Genomic DNA, 24,996 nt, shown 5'->3' on the forward strand with positions numbered 1-24,996 from the left:
CCCTCGGAGGCTCCCGTGACCCGACCCACGATGGAGGACGTCGCCGCCCGCGCCGGCGTCTCCCGCGCGCTGGTCTCCCTGGTCATGCGCGGGTCGCCCAAGGTGAGCGAGCACCGTCGCCGGGCCGTCCTGGCCGCCGCGCAGGACCTCGGCTATCAACCGCACATGCTGGCCAGGTCGCTGGCCAGCCGCACCTCGAACATGGTGGGCGTCATGGTGTCCGACCTGCGCAACGCCTATTTCGGAGATGTGGTCGAGGGCATGGACGCGGCGGCGCAGGACGCCGGGCTGGAACTGATCCTCAACACCGGCAGGCGCAGCGCCACCCGCGAACGCACGGCGCTCGAAACGCTACTGTCGTTCCGGCCGGGCGGGATCGTGCTGCTCTCTCCCGTGCTGCCCGCCGCCGCGATCCGCGAGGCGGCCCGGCAGTGCCCGATCGTGCTGGTGTCGCGCAATTCGTCCATCGCCGCCGTCGACACGGTCAACGACGACGGCGAGGCCGGTGCGGCGCTGGCCGTCGACCACCTGGCCGGGCTCGGCCACCGCCGCATCGTGCACTTCGACGGCGGGTCGGCCTTCACCGCAGCGCCCCGCCGCCGCGGCTACGTGGCCGCCATGGAGCGGCACGGGCTCGAACCCCTCGTCATCCCCAGCGAGCACACCGACGACGCGGGCATCGCCGCCGTCGGCAAGATCCTGAAACTCTTCTCCCGCAACGCCTTTCCCACGGCACTGGTGTGCGGCAACGACTTCAACGCCGTGGGCGCCATGTCGGCGCTGGAAGAAGCGGGACTGCGTGTGCCGCAGGATGTCTCGATCGTCGGCTACGACAACAGCTCACTGGCCGCGCTGCGGCACGTGTCGCTCACCACCGTCGACCAGCCCCGCACCAAGATCGGCCGGCTCGCCGTGGTGGCGCTGGCCGAACGGCTCCGCGACGGGCGGACCACCCCGGTCCGGCTGCGCCTCGAGCCCACTCTCGTGGTCCGCGCGACGACCGCCGTGCCGCCGCGCTGACCCCCGAATCCGAACGGAGACAATCGTGTCCGAGCTCGTCACCCCTCGCCTCATCGGCCTCGCCGGCACCGGCCGCATCGGCGTGGCGCACGCCGAAACCCTCGCCGCTTTCGAGGAAGTCGACACCGTCGTGGTCGCCGACGCCGACCCCGATCGCGCCCGCGGCGCCGCCGACAAACTCGGCCTGCGCTTCGCTGCCGATATCGAGACCCTGCTCGGCTCCGGGATCGACGGCCTGGTCATCACCACAGCGACCGATTCCCACCCGGAGCTGATCACCGCCGCCGTCGACCGCGGCATCCCCGTGTTCTGCGAGAAGCCGGTCGCCGCCGACATCGACGGCACCCTCGCCGTCCTCGAGCACGTCGCCGACTCGACCGTCCCGGTCCAGATCGGATTCCAACGCCGCTTCGACGCCGGCTACCGCGCCGCCCGAAACGCCGTCGCCACAGGCGAACTCGGCCGCCTCCACACGGTGCGCGCCACCACCCTCGACCCCGCCCCGCCCCCGGCCGAATACATCCCCCGCTCCGGCGGCCTCTTCCGCGACTGCGGCGTCCACGATTTCGACATCATCCGCTGGGTCACCGGCCGCGACATCGTCGAGGTCTACGCCACCGGCGCCAACCGCGGTGACCAATTCTTCACCGCCGCGGGCGATGTCGACACCGCCGCCGTCCTCCTGCGCCTCGACGACGACACCCTCGCCACCGTCTCCCTCACCCGCTACAACGGCGCCGGCTACGACGTCCGCCTCGAAGTGCTGGGCTCCACCACCAACACCATCGTCGGCCTCGACCCCCGCTCCCCCCTCCACTCCGCCGAACCCGGAGCCACCCCCTCCCCCCACCCCCCATACCCCAACTTCATGGACCGCTTCCGCGAGGCCTACACCACCGAACTCCAAACCTTCCTCTCAGTGGTCGCGGGAAGCCTCGAAAGTCCCTGCACCCCAGCGGATGCGCTGGAAGCATTTTATGTTGCGGAGGCTTGTGAGGTGTCGCGCCGGGAGCGGCGGCCGGTGCCACTGACCGAAGTCCGCCGCTGACTTCCATCCCCACGTCGCCGCCCCTGCTCCAGCCGCCCGCCCTTGCTCAGCGAGGCGGCCAGCTTGCCATCGGTCAGCTCCGCCATCCTGTTCACCGAACCCGGCACGCCCCGCCACCCACCGCGGGCGATCCGCCAGCGGCCTCGCCGGTTGGTACGTGCTGGTTCCTGGCACAACATCCGCTATTCCGACACCAGCACAGTGACTACACGGCAGATGTCGAGCGACGAGAGTGGGCTCAAAGGGTGACGGGCCTTGCCCCCGGGTGATGGACACGCTTGAGCTTGGTCTCAGACCAGGGAAAGCGAGAAGATTCACCCGATGTCCAAGAAGCACTACACCGACGAGTTCCGCCGCGACGCGGTCGCGCTCTACCGCGACACCGCAGACGCGACCGTGGTCGGGATCGCTGCTGACCTCGGCATTTCCCACGGCTCGCTGACCGCGTGGCTCAAGAAAGCCGGGTGTCCCGATCCGGAAACCCCGAACAAATCCGGTGCCCGGGCCCACCAGGCAGGAGACTCCCGAGCAAGAAGCCGCCCGCCTGCGGGCAGAGCTCGCCCAGGTCAAAGCCGAGAAGGCCAAGCTCGAGACCGAGCGTGACATCCTGCGATCGGCGGCCAAATATTTCGCCGGGGAGACGCGCTGGTGACCCGCTTCCAGTTCGTCGCCGACCACTGCCACACCTTCGAGGTGAAGCGGTTATGCCAGGTCATCGGCCTGGCCCGATCGTCGTACTACGCCTGGATCAGTGCCGCCGACCAACGAGCAACCCGCGCTGCTGCCGATGCCGACCTCGCCACCCGGATCCGCGCGGTCCACGACGCCGACAACACCTGCGGGCGGCCCCGGATCACCGCCGAGCTCAACCACGATGTACCTGCCGGAGCACGGATCAACCACAAACGCATCGCAAGGATCATGCGCGAGAACAACATCGAGGGCTTACGGCTTCGCCGCCGGCACCGAACGACCCTGCCCGACCCTGCCGATACCCCAGCCCAAGACCTGGTCCGCCGCGATTTCACCGCGTCGGCACCGAACACCAAATACGTCGGCGACATCACCTACCTGCCCTGCGGAGACGGCGAGTTCTTGCAACTTGGCCACGGTGATCGACTGCTTCTCCCGCCGCGTGGTCGGCTGGTCGATCGCTGAGCACATGCGCACCGAACTGGTCGAAAACGCCCTCACCGCCGCAGCCGCGACCCGCGGCAGTCTCGCTGGAGCCGTCTTTCATGCCGATCGCGGAAGTCAGTACACCGCAAAGGCGTTCGCCGACCTGTGCACGAGGCTGGGCGTTACCCAATCGACAGGCGCAGTAGGCACGAGCGCGGACAATGCCCTCGCGGAATCGTTCAACGCAACCCTGAAACGCGAGTCACTGCAAGGCGCGGCCCGGTGGGAATCACCGCGAGCGGCGCGGTTGGCGGTGTTCCGGTGAATCACCCGCTACAACACCCTGCGAAGGCATTCCTACTGCGGCTACCTCAGCCCCGTCGACTACGAGATCGCCCACACACTCGATGGCGTGGCTCACGCCGCGTAATCACACACCCCGTGTCCAATCTCCGGGGTCAAGGCCCGACGCAGAACGCTGCTGCGTATGAACGCCTCGAATCGCGCTCCCGGGCTATCCTGGACTAGGTGACGATCGTAGGACGCTGGAAGAGGGGCGTCGATGGGCGACAAGCGGGGTGTTAGCCTGCGGTCTACAAGGGTCGGGCGTCGATTCAAGTCGATCGAGCTTTGTGCTGGCGCTGGAGGCATGGCGCTCGGCCTCGAGCAGGCAGGGTTCGATCCGCTGGTCCTGATCGAGAACCTGGGTATCGCCTGTACGACGCTCCGCACAAATCGCCCGAAATGGTCGGTGTTGCAGGCTGATTTGCTTACATTAGATCTTCGTACCCATCTCGATGCCGGTGACGGAGTGGACCTGCTGGCTGCAGGTTTGCCAAGAGTGCGGTCGGCGGCAACAGTCTCACGCCCACGTGGAGACGGATCCGAGTTGGCCTTGTTGGAAACCACCGGTCGCCTTGTGAGTGAACTACTTCCACGCGCCTTGCTGGTAGAGAACGTCCCGGACCTTGTGCTCAAGTCGGACTACGCCGAAAGTCGTTCCTACGTCGAGAAATACCTGATCCGCGCCGGATATGACTACCGATGGCTGGTGATCGATGCCTCCAACTTCGGTGTACCGCAACACCGTCTACTTGGACTGCTAGTTGCTTTTCGTGATCGCGGAATGGAGGTGTTCGAAATTAATCTCCCGACGGCGCCGCCGTCGTCCAATCTCACCGTCGGCTCCGTGCTCAGAGCATCAATGGGGTCGCGTGGCTGGGCAGAAGCAGATGTTTGGGCAACGTATGCCGACGATCTCGCACCCACGATAGTCGGCGGATCGTGGGACCGAGGCGGTGCAGATCTCGGCCCGAGCGGATCCCAACGTGCGTGGGCACGGCTCGGTATCGAGGGTAAGTCGCTGTGGGACGAACCACCCAGCTGCGACTTCAGATTCCAGCCGGATGTTGCCAACGGCCGAGTCCGACTCACCGTCGACCAGGTTGCGATTCTGCAAGGATTCCCGGTCTACTGGCAACTGTGCGGAAGAAAGACCGCACAGTATCGGCAGGTCGGGAACGCGACACCACCACCGGTCGCTCGAGCGATCGGGCAGGCGCTGATGTCCGCGCTCAAGCACTAGTGTGAACGGCCCCTCAGACCGACTACGATCCAGTGCTATGCCCGTGGCTTCTGTGGATCTCGATCAGGTGGACATGGTCGACTTGTTTGCCGGGCCAGGTGGGTTCGATGTCGCCGCGCGCTGGTTAGGTTTGAATGTGTACGGCTTCGAGTGGGATGCTGACGCTTGTGCGACACGCCACAAGGCGGGCTTCAACCACGAACTGCACGATGTGCGGGCGTTCGGCCCCACGTCGGTAAGTTCAGCAACCATCCTTACCGGCGGGCCTCCATGCCAGACGTTCACTGTCGCGGGCACTGGCGCTGGCCGGAAGGCGTTGGATCGTGTACTTGCCCTGATCGCGCGCATGGGCGCGGGCGACGATGTCCGTCCCGAGATCGCAGAGTTCGACGACGAACGGACCGGACTGGTACTCGAGCCGTTGCGATGGGGACTCGAAGCGCATCAGAGCGGCTCTGCCTATAGCACCATCGTGCTGGAGCAGGTTCCAGCTGTACTACCGGTGTGGGAGGCTATGGCAGAAGTTCTGGAGCGGATCGGTTACCAGGCTGATTTCGGTGTGCTCCATACGGAGGAGTTCGGAGTACCTCAGACACGCCGACGTGCGGTTTTGATAGCTTCCCTTGATGGAGAACGCAAACTGCCGAAACCGACGCATCGACGCTACCGAAAGGGGCGCGATCGCTCAGCAGGTGATGCAACTCGGCAACCATGGGAGACGATGGGAGACGCACTGCCGCACAGGCGTATCCCGTTCGAGGTCGTGTCCAACTACGGCACAGGCGGTGACCCCAAGCTCCGAGGCAGACGAACGTCATATCAGCCCGCCGCAACCGTGACGGGGAAGATCTCGCGTAATCGCGTGATCGCCAGTGGCCAAGAGAGCCGGTTCAAGCTGGAAGAGGCCGGTCGTCTACAGAGCTTCCCGCTGGACTATCCGTGGTCAGGTGGTGCGGTCGCACAACAAATCGGTAACGCCGTACCTCCAGTCTTCGCACTACATGTCCTCTCGGCTGCCTTAGGTAAACAGATTGACGGCGAAGACGTTAGGCGGGTTCTCGAGGTCCCTTGGGCTGAAGTACAGCGGCGCACACTTGCGGGCGAGCCGGCTCTACTCGCTGGACGGTTGCCGGACCTCGCCCAAAGCTGAAACCAGCCCCATATGGACGCATTCGGTCGAGTGCATGCTATTCGCACCAAGTCGCCCCGCCGAGTCAGGTCGCGCCGAACGGTCAGAACGGCGCCCGTCTCAATAGCTGGACGTTGCCTGCCTGGTTTCGTCCAGCACCCCGTCCAGGAGCCCACGAACGTCGCTTCCCCCCAATACAAGCTGGCGGTCGAGTAGGCGGTTCGCCGTCTCACACGAGGTCTCGCTGACAAGCGAGCACCCGTGGCACGCTGAAAGATTCAGTTGCGATGCACCCTGGCTGTCGCTCTCAATACAAACCGGGTCGTTCGAACAGAAATCGGCATCCTCGAGCGCTGACACCAGCAGTGAAACCAGCTTCTTTGGCTCGCCAAGTCTGACGAGGCCACCGAGTGTTCCCTGCGCGTCGCCTGCCGCGGTGTATATCAAGATTCCGGCAGTCTTGTCCGAACGGTCCGAATTCGCATAGATACGTTCCTGGAGCGCGGCAGATGCGTAGCCGCTTTCGAAAGCCAGCCTGCGGATGAGAAGATGAGCGAAGGTGTGCAGCGCGATATAGCGCGGTTCGGCGGCATCCATGCGCTTCTTTGCCCACTCGACGCCCGCACGACGCTGCGCCAGGATACTCGCACGGGCTTGAACCTCCGGCAAAGACTCCCATTCGGACAGAACCTGCTCATCGAACCGAAGGAATACCCCCTCTCCGAACATCTCGACGGCCGGGTAGGTCGGGTATCGGTACCTATTCGGACCGATATCCGCCGGAACCAGCGCAGCGTCGGCGTCATAACGGCGAAAACCTCGCAGCGCTCGAACCTCTCGGACTCGGCGGACCTGCCCGACCCCGTTGACAACTTCGAGCAGGCTCTTCGGCCCGTCCACCTCACGAAGCGAACGGCCATCGACCACGAACTCTCCTCCACTGGTGTCTCGCCGGGAGGAAAGCTTCTCTACGAATGCCGCCCATTCACCATCTTTGAGGTCGAGCAGCATTTCATCGGCAGTAGCGTCCTTCCCTGCGGCAACGGCGAGAACCGCATCGGCGGTTACGCCGAACTCCTCGGCGATCCAGCCTGCGACCATCTCGGCTTGGGGTCCACCGTTGTCGGCAACGAGCCTGTCAAAGTAGACGTGTCCTCGAATCTTGTCGGCGACTCGAGCTGATTGCGGGCGCTCCTCCGGGATGTCGAGTGCGGAGATCCGCTCCGCGATGTAGTTGCCGGTAGCGCCTCGCTGCACCGCTACGAGCGGATGGGAACACGGCTCCCTGCCGATCGTGTCCTCATGCTCCCAAGGCTGTCGGCTCCCACACCGAATACCGTCACGGCCAAGCGATCCTCTGCCGACGAGCTCTGCGAAGGAACGCGAGTTTCCGCACCCATAGCAAGTGACAACGAGTGATCCGAGTCCTTCCCCTCGTGAAGCAACCTTGCGAAATCGCAACTCCTTGTAAGCTCGGCATACGCGTACCGCCTCATTCAGCTCCGCTTCGCGTCCGCGGTGTGCCCACTGAAACCAAGGAATGTCCTGTATGTGACTGCCCTTCTCGCAGACTGCAACGAACCTCATAGGGACCAGCAATCCACCGCATTCACAGTGGTTGTCCCATTTTCCCTTCTTGCGCCCCGTGAGCTTTGAGAGCTTCCCACATCGCTCACAGAACCGCCACGCTGGAAACCTCCAATACAGCAGCGATGCCGTGGTCTTGCCAGTGCGACCAGCGTGCGTAGGAGGCTGCCTGAGGACGCCCGCTCCAAGTCTGGCCATAAGCCGCTCGCACACGACTTCCGACGCAGTCTTGGTGTCCCACCACGATGTGTCTGGCGCCATGAGTGACTCCCCGCGGATATCGGTGATCGCGCCTACGCCGAACGGTGTGATCGTCTCCGAAAGTCGGAGATCATGCTTGATCTTTTCCACGGAGCACCTCCTCCTGCGGTTCCTGGACTTCGACGGCCACGTTCGGCTCGACAGACCTCATGGAGTCACCCACGAGCCAACCCTCGCCCGGTTGTCCGAACCTCTTGAGCAATGCGCCGGACTCGGACTTGGAACGACGCTCATATCCGAAACCCTTCTTATCTTCCCGTGCCTGAGAAGCCCGTCGATCCCAATCGCGTAGCAACCTCCACACTGCTTCCTCGGTCTCGCGAAGCTCGATCGGCTCGGACTTGTCGACATAGGAGAGAAACTTCTTCACCAGCCGCTCTACAACATGGCTGAAGCGGTCGTCCTGGAGGTCGAAACGAATGGCTCCGTCGTTGGCAGCCAAAGGCGAGATCGACTGCCGTAGCAAAGCTACGACGGCCCCGGCGAGCGATCGATCACGCGAGGCCAATGACCACGGAGTTACGCTCGTCGGTTCTACGCTGCGGTATAGCGCCTCGTGGTACCCGCGGAAGGACTCGAAGTGAGAGCGGTCCCGCGCTCTGCTGGAGCGGAACAGTGTGACCACCACACCCCGAATATCGCCTCGTCCAACACGACTGGTGGCTTGGATGTACTCCGCGGTGGTCTTGGGCTGCCCGACCATGAGCATCACCGCGAGCCGCGGAATATCGATTCCGACGGACAGCATATTCGACGAGAGCACGACGTCCACTGCCTCATCGGACGCGTCCGCGCGCGTTCGCAACGCCCGAAGGTCATTGGGCAACTCTTCTGCGCCGCGCCTACTGGTAAGTTCGAGAACCTTCCCCGCCCTGATCTGTCGGAGCGGAATTCCGAGCCGCTCAGCTCTCGGTTCGAGGCGACCGTTGACATCGTCGACGACAAGAGTACTGGTCCGCCCCAGTTCCCGAAGGCTGTTGTGGTATAGGACCACGGTCCAATAGGCATCTCTGGGCGGACCATCAACGCCGTTGAGCGAGAGGGCACCCGGCAATTCGACGAGCGGGGTGACGGCGGAGATCACGGCGGATGGCTGCGACACTGACTGGGGCATCAGTCCGACGTACAGGCGCCCCTCTCCACTCTCGACAGGGCGGGAGAAGAACGTCCGATCATCATCGAGTCCGGAGGGCGGATAGAGAGCGACCTCCCGTCCGTACAGTCCTTTGACCTGATCGTCAGAGGCCCTGATTGTGGCTGTTGAGGCGACGATCTTCGGTGTGGTGCCTGAACGACTCAGGAGCACTTGGGTCACCGCATCGAAGACAGCCACCGTCGTCCCCAGAGGGCCTGATAACAGATGCAGCTCATCTTGGATGATCATCGATGGCTGCTTGAACGTCGTCCCGATACCTAGCAAGCGTCCCGCCTCGGGCTTGAACTGGAGACGAGCGAACTTGTCGACGGTCGCGAGAAGAATTGTCGGCGGCTCCTCGTAGATGGCCTGGTCGACCACTTCGAGGGGGAGTCGGTCATGGAACTCGCACGCTGTGTTGACGCAGTACAGCACCGTGGCGCTGCCTTCCTGGCGCACGCCGTAGTCCGACGCGTTGCTACTTCTACTCTCCGGCACCAGAGCTGTCTGACACCACGGACAGCTTTCGACTTGGAAACCATTGGCCTCTTCGGGCCGCGCCGCCTTGATCAGTCGGTCGCGGGCCTCGAGTGCTTCGGTCTGAGTTCCGGGCGTGACTTCGTTTCCCACCCACAGCCCGATCGAGAAGGGCGGCATACCATCGACGGACGGGTGCTTCACACGCATAAGTTCCATGGCACAAATAAGTGCTGCTGCACGTTGGAACTGTTGCGACGTCAACAGCCGAAGTGTGTACCGCGTCAGTACTGCAGTTCCTCCTCCTGCCAAACCGTAGGCAAGTCTTCTGCGAAATATCTCGATCGCAGCGAGACCTAGATACGCCTCGGTCTTGCCGCCACCGGTCGGGAACCAGATCAGGTCGACGAGTTCTCTGTCGTCGTGCTCCGGATCGACGGTAGAGGCCAGCGCGATAAGCAAGAACCCGAGCTGGAACGGCCGCCACCTAGGCTCGCGTAGCACCTTCCCGTCGACCTTCTGGCTTTGAAGCATCTGAAGCCTCATGGCTTCCATACCCAACCCAAAGGCTATGCGCAGCTGATCTCTATGAGGATCGCGCAGTACGTCCAGGCCTTGGACCATGCGATCCGCCGCTCGTTCAGATCGGCTGACGATCCGGCGTGCAACCGAACTATCTTTCCCGAATTCGTCCACCCGCGCACTCTGCTGAATCGTCCAACGCACGAAAGCTTCGACAAATGCTTGCAGCGAGGCGAGCACGGTGTCAGGACTCTCACTAATCGTGGTGAGGTACTTCAAATCCAACGCCTGGGCTTCCGCGGAACCTTCAGCGAAACCGGTTGTCTCAACCGCTGGAACGACGAAAGCGGGCACTGGGCTGAGAAACACTCGTGAGCAACCGTTCTCACCGAGTTCCCAATCAGCAGCCATACCATGTCCGACTGCGAACACCTTGCGGTTCCGGTACCGAACCCGGAGCTCCGCAGCCTCGGGGTCAGCATCGAACGCCCGAGTCATGTCGTACTCGAGAACGTGTCCGTTGACCGGTCGGACGCCCAGATCTGCCTGAAAGAGCATAAGCGGCACATCGTGCCTCTCGTCACCGGTTGACCGTGTCTGTACACGGACATGCACGGTCACGAGCTGAGCACCCTTGTAGTCTCGCCATCGCGCACCGATCTCTAGAGGTACGCGATCGGCCATGAGCCGGCGAGGGCCAGTCCCTTTTGAGAGGGCGAGATCGGTGAAAGAGTGCGGGGTCCGCTGCCACCTTGGAGGGCCATCGCCTTCGACTTGTGTATATGTGCCACAGGCGAAGTCGACGTGCACCGTTTCGGCACCGGTTACAAACGATACCGCCACCGAAGACGGCCGCCAGTCCTCGGCGAGAGGAACAGCTGCACCCGACTCTTCGACATCGCCGTCGACGACATCTGCATCGACGTCCTCGATTTCCGGTCCCCTCCCCTCGCCCGGCCTCACGCCGCCACCTTCCAGAGGAAAAAGCATGCCAACTGCATACTGCCTGTAAGGAGGATTACCAACGGTCTCAGTAGGGCCTCCTTCCGGCCCAACCAACGACGCTCGGAGATGGCCGAGGGCTTGTTGCTGCGCTACCGTGAGATTCACTGACGAACCTTCCGAAGAAGGTCTTGTAGCCGCTTCCTGTCACCTGCGGTAACAACAATGTGCAGTGTGACGCGGGCCCGAGTGACCGCCACATAGAACGCTGCGATACCGCTGTCGTCGAGCTTTTCTGGCAAACCGCACACCACAACGTGCTCGGCTTCGAGCCCCTTCGCGTACCGCGGGCTGGTGACCACGAACTTCGCGTCGCCAATCTGCGGCGCCGCAGTCGACGAGGTGTCGATGATCCAGATTTCATCCCGCCGCGCTCCATCTCGGACCAGCTTGCGTGCAACGCGTTCTGCCGTCGATACGCCGGCCTCGTCGGCAGCGTTGTGCCAGTACACCTTGTCGCCGTTGACGATGCCCGGATCTCCAACGTCAGCCCGCAGGTACTCCTGCACCACGTGGACAATTGCGCGAGTATTTCGTACATTCTTTCGTAGTTCGAGCTGGGTTGCCTCGGTCTTCACCAGATCACAAACCTCGCCGTCGAACTCCCCGTCAACGTGCGCCTGGTTGTTCGGGTCGAGGAACATCCTCCAACGTCCGCCAGCTCGACCCCCGCGAATCACCTGGTCCAGGGCATCCATACCGTCCGCGTTCATGAGATCCTGCGCCTCGTCCACGAAGACGGCGTCGTACTGCCTGCCTTCTGCGAGGTCACCGAAAGGCATCAGATCGATGTCCCAGTCTTCAACCAGAGGACCGAAGAAGCGAGTAAGCGCGGGCGATCGGTATGTGATGAGGACAGCTCTTCCCTCGCCAACCTCCTGCTTCGCAGCCTCCGCAAGAATGAGAGATTTCCCGGTACCCGCACCTCCGAAAACCAACATGCGTGGGTTCATCGCAAGTGCTGCAAGTACTTCAGCCTGCCCAGCCGTCGCACGGTTCTGTTCTTCGATCACAGCGCCACGCTGAGCGTCGACGGCAGGGAGTCTGGTGAACTCCCCAAAGAGACGAGTGCGCAATAGGTCCGCACTCGCCAGCTTCTGTCGCGGGGGCGCCTTGCGCGATCCTTTCACAACCGCACTGAGCGCCTCGGTCAGGTCGGCGACGTTCATCGTCTCCTTTGCCCACCAATGGCTGCTCTTCCATTCCATCGACGACGGAGGCGCCTCAATATCCGGAGTGATTACGACTGCTTCATGCGCAAACCAACCGGCCTTTTCCTCATCGAGGATGTCTCGCAGAGCATATATCGCGCTCTGCGCCTGCTCCATCGGGGACTCCCTCAGCTTGTGCCAGTCGCCTCGACGGTCGACGCTGTACCAGGTGCCTTCGTGCTTGCGCACTCCACCACCCTTGACCTCGATCACGATTACTACGCCATTCCACAACAGGACAAAGTCAGCTTCTGCGTGCTGCTTCACAGAGTGACTGCGAAGCTTCACGGAGTGAAAAGCCACTGCGTCCCGCGGCCCGTCGACCTGTTGCAGAAGCCGCGCAACGCGGGTTTCCGCGGAGCTCGTAGTTGATATCTCTATATCCCGAAGGCTCGGAACCAGGATCATGCGTGCTGTTCCTTCCACAGATCCTCATACTCGCGGTAGCCGAGAAAATCGTTCACTGCACCGAAGTTATCTGCAACGTCCACGATCAGGCACTCTTCTTTTCCTCCGTTCGCAGGGCCTCGCAGGCCACGTCCAGCCATCTGAATGTACGAGCTGGGGCTGAAGGTTGGACGCGCAATGTAGAGGGCACGGACGCCCGGAGCATCGAATCCCTGGACGAGGAGGTCACAGTTGGCCAGGATCCTAATTTCTCCGTCATGGAATTTCTTGATTACATCACGGCGTTCTTGCCGACCCGTCTGACCACTTATTGCCGCGGATTCACTACCTCGATATCGCAGGGTAGCTGCGAGCACCTGAGCGGAGAGAACACTCGGCGTGAACACCAAGATCGGCCAATCGGGATTTTGGGATAAAATGTGATTGACCAATACCTTCATTCGCGCCTGGTCCTTGCCGAGACGCTCCAGCAGGGGGCGGTCGACTTTGCGGTTGTCCTGGATACTACGGAGTTCATCATCGCTCAAGTCCACATCCACACCAGGAAGAACCTCGTGCTTGACCTTGGCAAGAACCTCGAGTTTCTGCAGCTGGCGATAGGCATCTGATTCGAAGGCGGCCAGCTTGTTGTTACCGAACCGGGCGGCCAGCTCCCTGGTCTGTCGGCCGTCCTCGGCACGTCCCTTGAACGGCGTCGCCGACAGCCCGACGAGCGGGCGCTCCCAATTGTGACCGTCTACACCCAGCCATCGGAAGATCTGAGTATAACGCTTCGAATTTCCAGCCCGGTGCGCCTCGTCGACAAACACTGCTGCCGCGTGACGGAGCCATTGATATTGTGATTGTTCTAGGATTGCTTCCAGCTTGGCATCTGTCGCTACAACGACACTGAACTCTGTGTCAGGCTCGTGGACGGTGTTGTTCTCCCAAAGGCGCCCAATCGACAGCGGCCTCTCATCGGCAAGATGTCGCCAGACTATATCGAAGGTTTGCACGGCCTGTTCACACAACTCGGTGGACTGCGCGATCCACAGAACCGTTCCGTTCATGACATCGTCTTTGAAGAGCTTCAACACGGTCTCCGTGGCGACTCGTGTCTTTCCAGCACCGGTTGGAAGCTCAACCATGCACTTCTGCGCCGGACCCTTGTCCGAGGGCTGGGTTAGAACGGTTCGAAGCTTCTCGCTGATCTTCTTCTGGTACGTGTGCAGACCATTCAGATTGACAGCACCCGGCACAATGAACTCATTAGCCTGTGGCTCTGCCCGTCGGCCGGCGTACTTTGTGCCGAATCCCATTTTGCGCAGCCAGTCAATAGTCTTACCGCCCCCCGACCATCCAGTGGGCACGTCTGTGTAGCCCTCGAGACGGAATTGATCGGCGAGCTGCTTTACGGAGTCACTTCCATACACGGTTAGAAAAAGTCCGGCAACCGAAGATGAACTATCGACCAAACCCTGCGCCTCAAGCGCCTGCCATAGGCCGCGGGGCAGATTCTCCCTCAATGTGTCATCGCCGAAGAATACGCTCAACCGCTCCGCATCGTTCTTTGCCGCACGCGCCTGCTGACGCCATCCTTCCAGCTGCTGATTCAGTGCCATCTTTTCGACGTTGTCGAGGTCAGCATTAGACATTCGCAGCCCAAAAGCGTCGTTGACAATCTCGAGGATCTGGCGCTCGCTTAGATCATTGGGCACAACGAGCGTCAACCCATCCAGATACCATGGCAGCGCCTGATCCTCCACGCCGTCCTCTGTTGTCACGCGCTTGGCGATGTGTAAAGCTCGAGCGACTTTCGCGTGGGAGAGCTTGTCGGCGTCGAACAGCCACGACTCCTGAAGCCCGGGGTACAGGTCCACGACAGGATCCGGCTCCTGCCGACCTTCGACGATCGTTGAAAAAGAAAAACTGTCCTCGAATCGCCTGCATCCGACACGAGACACGAACTCATCGACTTCCGCCTCTGGTACCCGAAGATGAGGCTTCTGCTTCTGACTGAGCAGCATCTGTTGTTCGTCGTTGCTCGCGAGATAAACTAAACCCGGCCTGCGCCCCTCGATTGCATGACCGACTTTGGCAGGAATTTGCGGCGGATTGCTGTCGGCATAGGCAATCTTGCTTGCCTGTAGCACAAAGGTAGCGAGAGCCCCATCGCCGATACGCGATTTGAAGCTGCCCTGGCCGAGCGCTTCCCGAAGAACGTCGGCAGGCACATCGCCAAGGTTCCGTGGAAGGGCAAGTTCGTCCTCGAGCGCTCGAGGCCCGCGGTAAAGCGGAAGAAAATCCTGGAACTCCAGCATCGATGCCGAAACCACTTGCGACGGAGGCCGATATCCTCCGGATGACGAGACGAGCCCTTGCGTGTTGACCGCCCACCGTACCGGGGAGAGCACTTGCCATGTCTGTTGAGTATCAACATCCTCACAAGTCCAGCGAGGATTCTCATCCATTTCGAGAAGCCTACGCGTCCAGTCGGCACGGGTCGCCTCTGACGCACCCGATTCTGCCATCAGTAGCAACGCGGAGAACGGCCCCGCACCGGAGTATTGGTCGAACTCGACGTTCTCGATGCCGCGGTCGCCTGGGCCCAGCCGACCGTTCAGTTCTGCAAGCACGAAGTCGTAGTACCGGTCCGCGCAGAGCTCGTCCTCAAAAGGATAGTTGGCGATCGGCTCGTGAACTACACCAGCAGCCCAGGCCACCTCTGGCACACATCTGTTGCGGTCAAGACGGCGGCCGTCCAAGCCACCGCCAAGACCGTCGATATCAAGTACGCTTCTTGGCGTGGCCCATCCGCCATCGACGGTCGGCACCATGAGATGGCCCTTATTCTTGTCCTGCACGATACGCGCGGCTTGGTCCGGGCGGATATCCAGAACCGCATCCCAGAACTTCTCCTGGTCGTGAATTCCGGACGCTTGCGAAAGTGTGGCGATTCGAGCTCGCAGGATCGATTCAGGGTCGAGATCGCGAAACCCCTGTTCCCTGAGATTCTTCTCCACCCCACCGATCATGAGGAACTCGGGAACCACGAAGCTTGATCCGTCGAGCTCGATCTCATCCACCCGCTTAAGGAATACCTGCGGTCGGTCATTCAGCGACTTGAGGCCAGCGGTAGTCGGGATTACCTTTGCCCCTCGAATCCCTTCTATCTTGGGATGGAGGAGCACAAAGGATAGCGCAGCCGCAGCCGACGACGTATCTCCGGTGGCCCACTCTCGGAGCCACGACAGAATACCCCGAGTACGCACATGCTCAAGCGCCTTTATCTCATCACGGGTCCGCAGATCAACCTGTTCAGCGTCCCCACTGAAGACATACATCTGGCGAAGCCGTGCGATACGACGAGGTGTCGAGTAGCACCGCCAATGAGGGACGTCATCGCCGGTATTCGGCGCCTTGATCCACGCCTCGTGATCGCGACTGGTGGCATCCGGCACGAAGAAGCTCAACGGCGTCAGTTCTTCCGGAAGGCACAGTCTCCCTTGACCATCCGGGACAAGCGGAGACTGGGCAGCCAACCGCGGCACGTAAGCGGAAAGCAAGTCGTCACCGAATGAGAGGCTCTCACGCCCACGCGCAGGCATGTAGTCTAGATGTGCCGCGGGGTCGTCTGCCTGAACAACGCGAGGTAAAAGGTCTACGAACATCGACGACAAAGTCTGCACAATCTCTCTGTTGTACTTGTTGTGCAGCAATGTCGTGCGATCATCATTCACGCTCCACGGTGCGTTGAATAGCGCCGAGGCCGTCGTCTCATCCTGCAGTGGGAAGTACGACCAGAACCTACCGGTCTGAAGGCCGGAAAATCGTTCCGGCATGGCGACCGTCACCTTGACCCGCTCGCGCGAGACCGCCTCACCTACCTCTCGACGCGCCTCGGAACTCGGTGAGTGCATGGACGTTTCGACATACCAGATACTGTTCTTTCCGTCCGGACGTTCGATCTCGAATTTTCCATGACCGAGCGCATGCGAGATATGGCTGGTTGCGAACTCATCACCTACTCCGACGACACGCAGATGCACCTCGCGGACAGCCTCGACGAACAGCAGTAACTCCGATCGAAACCCTTTTATCTCTTTCTGCAGATTCGCAATCTTGCGCAGGGCCGGCAGTTTGACGATCGTTGCAGCCCATTGCGAGAGCTCATTGAGAATCGGATCGTTCGCAAATTCGCTCTCGATGTTCCGGATCCGTGTCGCAGTGCGGAGGACAGGAAACCTTCGCGCCTGCGCACCGACTTCGCGAAGCGCACGGTTCGCCTCAACGGAGTTGTACTCGAAAGACACGGAACGACTGAACACCTGTGGCTTGTCGGTCACCGAGAGGACTGACTTGAACCCGAGGCCGAAACGTCCGATCTCGTCACCCCGCTTCCCGCTGAGGTGAGCGTGTGCGAGGGCTGTCAAGCCACTGCTGGAGAACGGGCGCCCCGCGTTGGCGCAATACAGCGTGCCGGCTGACAGGTCAAGGACGATCTCGACACGACCGTCGGTGCTGGTACTGGGCGTACCGGTCATGGCGTCGGCCGCATTCTGCACAAGCTCGAGCAGCGTACGGTTCGAGTACCCACCGACCCTGATCGACTCCTCGTGGTTGGCGTGCTCCATCACCAGGTTCGGATTCGCTCTGTACGATTCGATGGCCCGGGCGAAGAGCCCTTCGAGCTCGCCCACAAGGGCGCGATCCGGCATCCACTGGCTCGCTGTCATTTCGGTACCTCCCCTGACTCTGACTCAGCAATACAGCTGCCAGACCTGGACTTGCACTAACCCCTGCGTGTCGGCACCCCTGCCGACGGTGTGCCAGCAACGTGGTTCGCCAGCTTGGCGCAAACTCTATATCCCTCCCGGGAACGATTGTTACTCCTTGAGTCACACCGCAGCGCCCACGCACTCCCGCAAGGTCGATCATCGCTCAGCAACGTCCCGTCGAAGGTCCCGGCTGTTGGCACCGAGCGGTTGCCGTCCGGCTGGCGGAATACCGTATGTATCGGAAGTTTACGACTGGGTAGGAGGTCGAGGCCACCAACCGGGCTGTCGCTTCCGTCGAAGTCCTCCCCGAGGTCTCCCGCGTGTCCGGGAGCCCGTGGGAGCTTCTCGTCGGCAGCATATCCCTTCGCCGACAACGGGATAGCGACGTCATCGCTGGACGGTGCGAGCGCCAGACGGCCAAACGGCTCGAACTCTCTTCGCGATCTCACGACACTGCGTTGGTGACTTGTCGACCGCGGCCTTCGAGGCCTTGCCTGCTGTTCTCGCCGCCCAGAACTCGATCTGAGATGTCGAGGTGACGATCCGACCGGCGTAGCGCCCGCTCCCTACACCGGCAGCAAACGGGTGATTACCGTGGTCAGTTGGTGGATGTTGCGGCATTCGTGCATGGAGACCAGGTCGGCGTACGCAGAGGCCGCCGAGTCGCCCGTGGTCCAGGAGCGGGCGGGTTCGGGGTTGAGCCAGTGGGCGTGGCGGGCTCGGGCGAGCATGGGGGTGAGGTGGGGGAGGCCGGGGTCGGTGCGGTTGGTGCGGGCGTCGCCGAGGATGAGCAGGGAGGTGCGGGGGCCGAGGGCGTCGAGGTGGTGGTCGGCGAAGGTGCGGAAGGCTTCGCCGTAGTTGCTGCTGCCGAAGCGGGAGACGGTGGCCTCGCGGATGATTCGGGCGGAGAGGCCGGGTTCGGGAGGTTCGCCGGGGGCGAAGAAGGCGGTGATCTCGTCGCAGGTGTCGACGAAGCCGAAGCTGCGGACCTTGCTGAACTGGTCTTGCAGGGCTTGGACGAGGTGCAGGGTGAATTCGGCGAATCCGGTGACGGAGCCGGAGAGGTCGGCGAGCACCACCAGGTCGGGGCGGCCGTGTTTGCGGGCGCGCAGCACCGGGTCGACGGGGACGCCGCCGGTCGCCATCGAGCGGCGCAGGGTGCGGCGCATGTCGATCTGCCCGCGCACGGCCTTCTTGCGGCGGGCCGCGAGGCGCGTGGCGAGCTTGCGCGCCAACGGATTCACTAGGCGGCGCATCTCGGCGAGGTCGCGTTCGCGTGCGCCTAGGAAGTCGACGCGGTCGACGGCGGATTCGACGCCGCGGCGGGCTATGTAGTCGGTGCCGCGCAGTTGGGCCGACCGCAGGCGGGCCTCGTTCTGCACGGAGGTGCGGAACGCTTCCACGCGGCGGCGGGCTTCGATCGAATGCACGGCGGTGTCGAGTTCGCCTGCTCCCGCCATGCCCGCGACGACGCGTTCGGTAAGTTCCTCCGGCCGAAGGGCTTTCATCGTCTGGTAGGAGGACCATCCCGCCCCGGAGGCGGTGGTCAGCGGGCGGGAACTCTGGCCGGCCGCTTGGACGCCGCCGTAGCCGCCGAGTTCGGTGAGGGTGGTGCGGGCGAGTTCGGTTAGAGCGCTCTGATCGTCGGCCACCAGCGCCGCGGTGAGGCGTTCACGCAGATCGTCGACGGTTTCGGCGGCGCCGGCGGGGACCGGGAGCTCGGCGGTCAGGAAGTACAGGTCGAAGAGCTGGTCGAACACCGCCCGCTGCCCACCGCGCCGCAGCAAGCACGCGGCCAACCCGGAGCGCAGCCGGGCCGGGTCCGCGGTGCCGAGTGCGAGCATGGCCGCTGCCGCGTCGAGGGTTTCGCTCGGCCCCGCGTTGATGCCGTACTCGCGCAGGAGTCCGACGAAGTCCACGAGACGATCGGTGGGCGTCGGAGGCCGTTCGGACGAGCGCTGCGCCGCGTGCTTACCGCTCATCGCGAATCGTCCTGCCCCAGACCGAGTTTCTCGATCGCGACGCGATGATCGGACTGGTGCTTCAACAACACCCCGAGTGTCGAGCGGACCACCGTTCCGGTCAATGTCCGGGTGCCGAGCGCGACGAGAGTCCTTGCCCAGTCCACGGTTTCGGCCACCGACGGTGATTTGCGCAGCGGCAGGGCCCGCAGTGCGCCCACCGTGCGGACGACGGGTTCGCCGAGTGCGGCGTCGAGTTCGGGGACCTTCGCGCGGACGATCGCGCGTTCGAGATCTGCTGTCGGATAGTCGATGTGGAGGTACAGGCAGCGGCGTTTGAGCGCTTCGGACAGATCGCGGTCGGCGTTGGAGGTGACGACGACGAACGGCTTGCGGACCGCGGTGACGGTGCCGAGTTCGGGGATGCTCACCTGATAGTCGCCGAGCACCTCGAGCAGCAGGCCCTCGAGCTCCACCTCGGCCTTGTCGAGTTCGTCGATGAGCAGCACGGTGCGGCCCGTGTTGCGCAGCGCCGCCAGCAGCGGGCGGTCGAGCAGGAACTCCTCGGTGAAGACGTGGTCGCGGGTGCGGTCCCAGTCACGCTCGTCGGTGGCGGTGATGCGCAGCAGCTGTTTGGCGTGGTTCCACTCGTAGAGGGCGCGCGCCTCGTCGATGCCCTCGTAGCACTGCAACCGAATCAGCTCGGCGTCGGCGCAGGTGGCGATCGCCTTGGCCAGCTCGGTCTTGCCGACGCCCGCGGGGCCCTCGATGAGCAGCGGTTTGCCGAGGTGGTCGGCGAGGAACACGGCGGTCGCGATGTCGAGCGAGGGCAGGTAGCCCGCCGCGGTGAGCCGCTCGGTCACCGCGTCCACCGAATCGAAGAACTTACTCATCGGTAGCCAGTGTAGGCAGGGCGGTGGAGAGGGAGCGCAGCACCGGCTGGACTCCACGCGCCCAAGCGCCAACCCGAGCCGGCTACAGGGTGGCCTCCACCAACCGGTGCCCACGGCCGACTGTCCCCGCACGCCCGACGCCGACCCAGCACGCCGGGAGGACACGCGCCCTCGAGCCCACGGCTCAGGCCACCAACACCCGCCCAGCACGCGGGAGGACTCATGCCCCCTCGAGCCCCAGCCTCAGCCACCGGCACCCGAGAGGACACGTGCGCCTCGAGCCCCGGCCTCAGCCACCTGCACCCGCCCCAGCACGCAAGGACACACGCCTCCCGAACCCCCGGCCCAGCCACCAACACCCGCCCCAGCACGCGGGAAGACACGTACCCCTCGAGCCGCAGCCACCAACACCCGCCCAGCACGCGGGAGGGCTCATACCACCTCACACCCCAGCCTCGGCCGCCTGCACCCGCCCCGACTCGATCGCCTCCACCAACGCCGCCCGATCCACCACCGTCTGCTCGGCGTACGCGAGCGCGAACTCCTCCATCGCGCGATCGAACGCTTCCCCGCTCCCCAGATACGCCGCGATCGCCACCCGATCCCCGGACCGCGCGTGCGCCCGCGCCAGCACGCGACCGCACAACTCCGCGTAGCGCGTCAGCGTCCCGGCCGACATGTCCCCCACCTCCGCCGACCCCTTCATATCGCGCAGCTGCCGCCAGTAGAAGAACCGGCCTTCGGGCCCGGTGGCCCAGCCGAGGAAGATGTCGCCGGCGGCCTGCATCACACGCTGACCGTGCACCACCCGATGCCCTTGGTGCCGGAACCGGCTCGGCGCCAGATGTGGTGCCAGCACCGAGGTTTCCGCCTGTTTGACCTGCAAGAACAGCGGCGCGCCGGAATCGCGGTCGGCGAGCAAGGCGATGAAGCAGCGGGTGCCGACGCTGCCGACGCCGACCACTTTGCGGGCGGTCTCCAGGAAGCGATACCGGTCCAGCAGCACGCGCCGCTCCTCCGGCAGGCTGTCGCGGAATTCGGCGAACACGTCCGCGACCGCGCGCTCGTCGAACTCCGCCACCGGCACCAGCAGCGGTGGCCGGTGTTTGATGCGCGGCACACCGTCGGGGCCGGGTTCGGTCAATTTCGTCAGCGCCTGCAAGCTGGTGCGGTTGCGCGCGGCGTCGAGGCGTTTCGCCACGCGATCGCGTTGCCGCGGCTTGCGCACCAGCGCGGCGGCCTCCTCGGCGTCGATGCGCTCGTACCAGACGGTCAGGCTGTCGAGGGCGGCCAGCCGCGCCATCGACTCGCGGTACCCGCACGCGGCGGCCCGCGCGGCGCGTGCGGCCGACTCGTCGTCGAACCCGTTGTCCCTCGCCGCTACGGCGCAACTCGCCACGAGCCGTTTGACGTCCCATTCGAACGGGCCGGGCAGCGTCTCGTCGAAATCGTTGAGGTCGAACACCAGGGCGCGCTCCGGGGAGGCGAACACGCCGAAGTTCGACAGGTGCGCGTCGCCACAGAGTTGCACGCACAGCCCGGTGCCGGGGGAAGCCGCCAGGTCGCCGGCCATGATGGCCGGCGCTCCGCGCAGGAAGGGGAACGGCGCGGCGGCCATCCGGGAGTAACGGATGGGGACCAGGTCCGGCAGACGGGTCGCGGCCTGGCGCTCCAGGATGGTAACTGGATCGGTGCGGTGGGTTCCCGGCCGCCACGAGCCGAGGGAGGATCTGGGTACTTGCTTGCGGATGGCGCGACCTGTTGCGAGGGCCGTGCGGTCGGCGTGGATGACGGTCGGGTTCGCCATCATCCCAGTCTGATCCGGTCGGTGGGCGGGAGCAAGCACCACCGCGCCGCGGCCGGCGCCACGTCGGCGGGAGGACGAGGCGCGCGGAAGAACTAATGTTGCCCTGAATTCGCCACTGCTCACCACCGGATTCGGCGACCCGCACCTACCCGCGCGCGGCACCCGATCCCGCTGGGCGACAACGGAAATCGCCGCTTCTCAGGGTGATCCCCTAGGACACCCGAGGGGCCTCCCTTCCACCGTGTCCTCCGAAGGACTGAAATTCTTCTCGAATCCGGTCCGACTTGCTGACCTTTCGCAGCGAGTGCGCAACAGTGGGGTTGTGCGGTCGTCGCGCCGAGTCGGGTCGGGCAGCGCAGGTGACCAGCCACCATTCCGACCTTCCGCCCAGCCCAGGTGGCAGGTCCATCGAAAGGATTCATGATGTCGACGAAGACCTCGGCACAACGCACCGTGGCCCGCATCGCCATGGCGAGCGTCGTCGCCGCGATCCCCTTCACCCTCGCCGCCGCACCCGCCTCGGCCGAACCGGCGTCGCCGTCGGTCACCGAGGTCCGCCACGACAAGTGGGACAAGCACGACCGCGACAAGTGGGACAGGCGCGATTGCGGCCCGTGGGGCTGGCACAACAGCTGGGATCCGTGGAACAAGTGCGATCGCTGGCCCGGCCACAACCCGTGGGGCCCGCCCTTCTGGCGTCCGTTCCCCTCCGGCTCCTTCGGCAGCAGCTAGCCCCAGCACCTTCCCCGCCGACGGCCTCGGGCCGATCGGGCGATGAAACGCGCCCGCGGGTCGGCCCGTGCCCTCCCTCACGGTCACGACAGGACTCACATGACACCCCAGCGCCGCCTGCTCGCCCGCCTCACCGTGGCGGCCGCGCTCGCCGCCGCACCCCTGACCGCACTCGCCCTCCCGGCCGCGGCCCACGCCGGCCCACCCTGTGCCCACCACGGCACCGCCGCGTGCGGCCACGTCTCCGACTACGAACTGCCGAGCATGGCCGATCCCAACAACCCGATCAGCCCCATGAACCCCATGAACCCGGTCAACCCCGCCAACCCCCTCTACCTCTACCCCTGAGCCCGGACACGATGGTGGCCCGCTCCCCGAAAGGGAGCGGGCCGCCTTTGCAAATACCTATGTGCCAGTCGGTTTCGAGATGAGGGAATCGAGGCTCGCCTCGAGGTCGCGATCGCGATGAAATCCTCGTTCCGTGATCAGGCGGACCGCCGTTCGTGCGCTTCGGACATCGTCATCGGTCGCCACGGCGAGTAATTCACGCAGGTCCGCCAAGTCCTGGGGTCTGGCGGAATCGTCTCGCGACAGTATCTTCAGCGCGATGAGGTGCCCGGTTGTCGCGACCGGGAGCGTGAATTCGGGCACGATTGCCAACTCCTCCGCGGCATCGACGATCTCCGGCTCGATTCCAGAGCTCGCGAAGAGAAGGTCCACAAGAACCGGGACACCGCCGAAGGCTCGACGCAAACGGATCGTTGCGAGTCGGCCGTTGTCGTGCTCGACGGACGCGTACATGACGTATCCCGCGTCGAACATGCTGCGTACCAAGGCTTCCGCGGCGCCGTCATCGGCTACCGCGACGGCCAGGTCGATGTCCTGGGTGAACCGGGGGATCGAACGAGCGGACACCGCGAACCCACCGACGAGCGCCCAGCGATAGCCGAGTCTGTCGATATCGGCGGCCGAACGACGCAGCGCCGCTTCGAGCGGGTTCACGCGAATCTGGTGGACGGACGACCGGTGGCATCGCCGGCAGGCGCGCCCGGACGGGACAGCAGCCAGGCGTGCACCTTGGACTCGATCTCCTCCGTCGATGCGGCCGGAAAGATGCGCCGCATGCGAGTTCGGTACATCTGCACGCCGAACTCCGACATCTGCAGCGCGAGCCGGAGCCGCTGAGCTGGTGTTCCTTCCGTCACTCCTCGAGGTTACCCAACAGACACCGAGGGGCCTGCTCACACGCGGTGAGCAGGCCCCTCGGTCGAACTGCGAAACTCAGGCGGTTTCGGTGATGGGGCGGTCGACCCAGCTCATCAGGCCGCGGAGCTTGGCGCCGGTGACCTCGATGGGGTGCTCGGCGTTCTGCTTGCGCAGGGCCTCGAGCTCCTTGTTGCCGCCCTCGACGTTGGCGACGAGGCGCTTGACGAAGGTGCCGTCCTGGATGTCCTTCAGGATCGCCTTCATGCGCTCCTTGGTGTCGGCGTCGATGACGCGCGGACCGGACAGGTAGCCGCCGAACTCGGCGGTGTCGGACACCGAGTAGTTCATGCGCGCGATGCCGCCCTCGTACATGAGGTCGACGATCAGCTTCAGCTCGTGCAGCACCTCGAAGTAGGCCATCTCCGGCGCGTAGCCGGCCTCGACCATGACCTCGAAACCGGTCTTGACCAGTTCCTCGGTGCCACCGCAGAGCACGGCCTGCTCACCGAACAGGTCGGTCTCGGTCTCTTCCTTGAAGGTGGTCTTGATGACACCCGCGCGGGCGCCACCGATGGCGGCCGCGTAGGACAGCGCCAGCGCCTGGCCCTCGCCCTTGGGGTCCTGATCGACGGCGATGAGCGCCGGAACGCCCTTGCCGTCGACGAACTGACGGCGCACCAGGTGGCCGGGGCCCTTCGGCGCCACCATCGCGACGGTGACGTTGGCGGGCGCCTTGATCAGGCCGAAGTGGATGTTGAGGCCGTGGCCGAAGAACAGCGCGTCGCCGTCCTTCAGGTTGGGCTCGATGTCGTTGGTGAAGATCGAGGCCTGCGCGGTGTCGGGCGCGAGCACCATGATCACGTCGGCCCACTCCGAGACCTCGGCGGGGGTGCCGACGGTCAGGCCGGCCTCCTCGGCCTTCGGCCGCGACTTCGAGCCCTCGGCGAGACCGACGCGCACGTCGACGCCGGAGTCGCGCAGGCTCAGCGAGTGCGCGTGGCCCTGGCTGCCGTAGCCGATGACAGCGACCTTGCGGCCCTGGATGATCGACAGGTCGGCGTCGTCGTCGTAGAACATCTCGACTGCCACAGTGGTTGTCCCTTCTCCTCACGTGTGTGAGGAACTTTGCCCAGCGT

At 63.9% G+C, this 24,996-nt stretch carries 16 protein-coding genes and 1 pseudogene; 7 read left to right on the plus strand and 10 right to left on the minus strand.

Annotated features, from left to right (window positions below; all coding sequences use genetic code 11):
* Positions 1-15 precede the first annotated feature (15 nt).
* The 5 genes and pseudogenes from OHB21_RS36025 to OHB21_RS36045 all read left to right on the plus strand — a co-directional run bounded on the left by OHB21_RS36025 (position 16) and on the right by OHB21_RS36045 (position 5,922).
* Positions 16-1,020, plus strand: a complete 1,005-nt coding sequence (locus OHB21_RS36025; RefSeq protein ID WP_067508857.1) for a LacI family DNA-binding transcriptional regulator — start codon at positions 16-18, stop codon at positions 1,018-1,020.
* Positions 1,021-1,045: 25 nt separating this feature from the next.
* Positions 1,046-2,068 carry a Gfo/Idh/MocA family protein gene (locus tag OHB21_RS36030; protein WP_324192217.1) on the plus strand — a complete coding sequence of 341 codons (1,023 nt, stop codon included), beginning with the start codon at positions 1,046-1,048 and terminating at the stop codon, positions 2,066-2,068.
* A gap of 321 nt (positions 2,069-2,389) precedes the next feature.
* Positions 2,390-3,617: pseudogene (locus tag OHB21_RS36035) on the plus strand (IS3 family transposase).
* 132 nt (positions 3,618-3,749) lie between these two features.
* Positions 3,750-4,772, plus strand: a complete 1,023-nt coding sequence (locus OHB21_RS36040) for a DNA cytosine methyltransferase (RefSeq protein WP_195126318.1) — start codon at positions 3,750-3,752, stop codon at positions 4,770-4,772.
* Positions 4,773-4,809: 37 nt separating this feature from the next.
* Positions 4,810-5,922: a DNA cytosine methyltransferase gene (locus OHB21_RS36045; RefSeq protein WP_228791812.1), complete on the plus strand. Its 1,113-nt coding sequence runs from the start codon at positions 4,810-4,812 to the stop codon at positions 5,920-5,922.
* Between the two features lie 99 nt (positions 5,923-6,021).
* Here the strand turns inward: OHB21_RS36045 and drmB are convergent, their stop codons facing one another.
* The 7 genes from drmB to OHB21_RS36080 all read right to left on the minus strand — a co-directional run bounded on the left by drmB (position 6,022) and on the right by OHB21_RS36080 (position 21,922).
* Entirely contained in the window at positions 6,022-7,839 is a 1,818-nt protein-coding gene (drmB, locus tag OHB21_RS36050) for a DrmB family protein (RefSeq protein ID WP_195126319.1), read from the minus strand.
* Positions 7,820-10,873, minus strand: coding sequence for a helicase-related protein (locus OHB21_RS36055; protein ID WP_228791813.1), 3,054 nt, complete (start codon positions 10,871-10,873; stop codon positions 7,820-7,822). The genes drmB and OHB21_RS36055 overlap by 20 nt, the downstream gene beginning before the upstream one ends.
* A gap of 116 nt (positions 10,874-10,989) precedes the next feature.
* Positions 10,990-12,504 carry a nuclease-related domain-containing DEAD/DEAH box helicase gene (locus OHB21_RS36060; RefSeq protein WP_195126321.1) on the minus strand — a complete coding sequence of 505 codons (1,515 nt, stop codon included), beginning with the start codon at positions 12,502-12,504 and terminating at the stop codon, positions 10,990-10,992.
* On the minus strand, positions 12,501-17,219 hold the full coding sequence (locus OHB21_RS36065; RefSeq protein WP_195126322.1) for a sacsin N-terminal ATP-binding-like domain-containing protein: 4,719 nt from the start codon (positions 17,217-17,219) through the stop codon (positions 12,501-12,503). The genes OHB21_RS36060 and OHB21_RS36065 overlap by 4 nt, the downstream gene beginning before the upstream one ends.
* A gap of 608 nt (positions 17,220-17,827) precedes the next feature.
* Entirely contained in the window at positions 17,828-19,243 is a 1,416-nt protein-coding gene (locus OHB21_RS36070; protein WP_195126323.1) for a vWA domain-containing protein, read from the minus strand.
* On the minus strand, positions 19,240-20,115 hold the full coding sequence (locus OHB21_RS36075) for an AAA family ATPase (protein WP_195126324.1): 876 nt from the start codon (positions 20,113-20,115) through the stop codon (positions 19,240-19,242). The genes OHB21_RS36070 and OHB21_RS36075 overlap by 4 nt, the downstream gene beginning before the upstream one ends.
* Before the next feature lie 442 nt (positions 20,116-20,557).
* On the minus strand, positions 20,558-21,922 hold the full coding sequence (locus tag OHB21_RS36080) for a DUF2252 domain-containing protein (protein WP_067508891.1): 1,365 nt from the start codon (positions 21,920-21,922) through the stop codon (positions 20,558-20,560).
* A gap of 420 nt (positions 21,923-22,342) precedes the next feature.
* Here OHB21_RS36080 and OHB21_RS36085 point away from each other — a divergent pair, with 420 nt between their 5' ends.
* Positions 22,343-22,654, plus strand: coding sequence for a hypothetical protein (locus tag OHB21_RS36085; protein WP_067508849.1), 312 nt, complete (start codon positions 22,343-22,345; stop codon positions 22,652-22,654).
* A 99-nt stretch (positions 22,655-22,753) separates the two neighbouring features.
* Positions 22,754-23,002, plus strand: coding sequence for a hypothetical protein (locus tag OHB21_RS36090; protein WP_195126325.1), 249 nt, complete (start codon positions 22,754-22,756; stop codon positions 23,000-23,002).
* Between the two features lie 57 nt (positions 23,003-23,059).
* Here the strand turns inward: OHB21_RS36090 and OHB21_RS36095 are convergent, their stop codons facing one another.
* From OHB21_RS36095 to ilvC, 3 genes are all read right to left on the minus strand, one after another.
* Positions 23,060-23,656, minus strand: coding sequence for a nucleotidyl transferase AbiEii/AbiGii toxin family protein (locus OHB21_RS36095; RefSeq protein WP_067508845.1), 597 nt, complete (start codon positions 23,654-23,656; stop codon positions 23,060-23,062).
* A complete protein-coding gene (locus OHB21_RS36100; protein ID WP_147265733.1) occupies positions 23,653-23,859 on the minus strand; it encodes a hypothetical protein in 207 nt (68 codons plus the stop codon). The genes OHB21_RS36095 and OHB21_RS36100 overlap by 4 nt, the downstream gene beginning before the upstream one ends.
* 76 nt (positions 23,860-23,935) lie before the next feature.
* Positions 23,936-24,937 (minus strand): ketol-acid reductoisomerase, encoded by a 1,002-nt coding sequence (gene ilvC / locus OHB21_RS36105; protein ID WP_195126343.1) that lies wholly within the window; start codon positions 24,935-24,937, stop codon positions 23,936-23,938.
* Positions 24,938-24,996: the final 59 nt, after the last annotated feature.

Source organism: Nocardia puris, from assembly GCF_036051655.1.
Classification (GTDB): Bacteria; Actinomycetota; Actinomycetes; order Mycobacteriales; family Mycobacteriaceae; genus Nocardia; species Nocardia puris.

Excerpts from the sequence above, each read along its gene's own strand:
- OHB21_RS36040 (WP_195126318.1), top strand. The coding sequence starts at position 3,750 with ATGGGCGACAAGCGGGGTGTTAGCCTGCGGTCTACAAGGGTCGGGCGT.
- OHB21_RS36045 (WP_228791812.1), top strand. The coding sequence starts at position 4,810 with ATGCCCGTGGCTTCTGTGGATCTCGATCAGGTGGACATGGTCGACTTG.
- OHB21_RS36055 (WP_228791813.1), bottom strand. The coding sequence starts at position 10,873 with ATGCTTTTTCCTCTGGAAGGTGGCGGCGTGAGGCCGGGCGAGGGGAGG.
- OHB21_RS36060 (WP_195126321.1), bottom strand. The coding sequence starts at position 12,504 with ATGATCCTGGTTCCGAGCCTTCGGGATATAGAGATATCAACTACGAGC.
- OHB21_RS36065 (WP_195126322.1), bottom strand. The coding sequence starts at position 17,219 with ATGACAGCGAGCCAGTGGATGCCGGATCGCGCCCTTGTGGGCGAGCTC.
- OHB21_RS36070 (WP_195126323.1), bottom strand. The coding sequence starts at position 19,243 with ATGAGCGGTAAGCACGCGGCGCAGCGCTCGTCCGAACGGCCTCCGACG.
- OHB21_RS36075 (WP_195126324.1), bottom strand. The coding sequence starts at position 20,115 with ATGAGTAAGTTCTTCGATTCGGTGGACGCGGTGACCGAGCGGCTCACC.
- OHB21_RS36080 (WP_067508891.1), bottom strand. The coding sequence starts at position 21,922 with ATGGCGAACCCGACCGTCATCCACGCCGACCGCACGGCCCTCGCAACA.
- OHB21_RS36085 (WP_067508849.1), top strand. The coding sequence starts at position 22,343 with ATGATGTCGACGAAGACCTCGGCACAACGCACCGTGGCCCGCATCGCC.
- OHB21_RS36090 (WP_195126325.1), top strand. The coding sequence starts at position 22,754 with ATGACACCCCAGCGCCGCCTGCTCGCCCGCCTCACCGTGGCGGCCGCG.
- ilvC (WP_195126343.1), bottom strand. The coding sequence starts at position 24,937 with ATGTTCTACGACGACGACGCCGACCTGTCGATCATCCAGGGCCGCAAG.